This window comes from Alcanivorax sp. HI0083, from assembly GCF_001635175.1.
The window spans coordinates 1-733 of record NZ_LWFX01000268.1; the positions used below are offsets into that span (position 1 = coordinate 1).

Annotated in this window: 2 pseudogenes; both read right to left on the reverse strand. The window is 56.3% G+C overall.

The features are described from left to right. Positions 1-446 (reverse strand): annotated as a pseudogene (locus tag A3754_RS02900) (hypothetical protein); the annotation flags it as partial. Between the two features lie 41 nt (positions 447-487). Then, positions 488-733, reverse strand: a pseudogene (locus A3754_RS27045) (hypothetical protein); the annotation flags it as partial.

Sequence of the window (733 nt, forward strand, 5' to 3'; positions counted from 1 at the left end):
GTATCAACATAGTGGTCACAGCTGAAATTCTCACCTTCACCGCTACACTGATTGGCATCCAGACTGATGAACCGGCCCTGCTCACTGAACGTTTCGCTGAGGGAACCGTCACCGTTGAACGTCAGATCGGCAATTCCGCCGAAACGTTCCAAATTGGCACCGCCACCGTCATCCAGCTCGATGATGCCGCCAGAGAAGTACAATTTATAGGTCGCTCCACTCACGATATCGGCCAAATCTGCCACCTCACCGCTCGCCGCCTCAAGGGCGGCAATACGCTGATTATTATCGTTGATGGCCGTGATCAGGGCCTGAAAGTTGGCATCGACACCAGCCGCGGTAGCCGCCTGGCCGGACAGCGGGGCGGTGTAGCCAGTCACATCACCGGCCATGGCATTGGCGCTCAATACCGCTGCGGTGAGGCCTGTCAGAATTACTTTTTTCATGTCTCTTACCCTCATTAGGTTTTGTGCTTTTACCAACGGCCTCACTGCCAGTTGGCTTCATCCCAGTTGAACTCATTCCAGACGGCGGGCGCGGGGCCTCCACAGGCCGTGGCATTTGGATCCGGATTACAGGGGTCGGCGTCGTCCGGGTCAGCGGTATCGGCACCATAACCATCACCATCTGCATCGACACTTTCAGTCGCGTCATTGGGGAAGGCGTCCGCGTTATCGCCTACACCGTCCCCATCACTATCAACGGCTTCATCCGGATCATTGGGAAAGTCGTC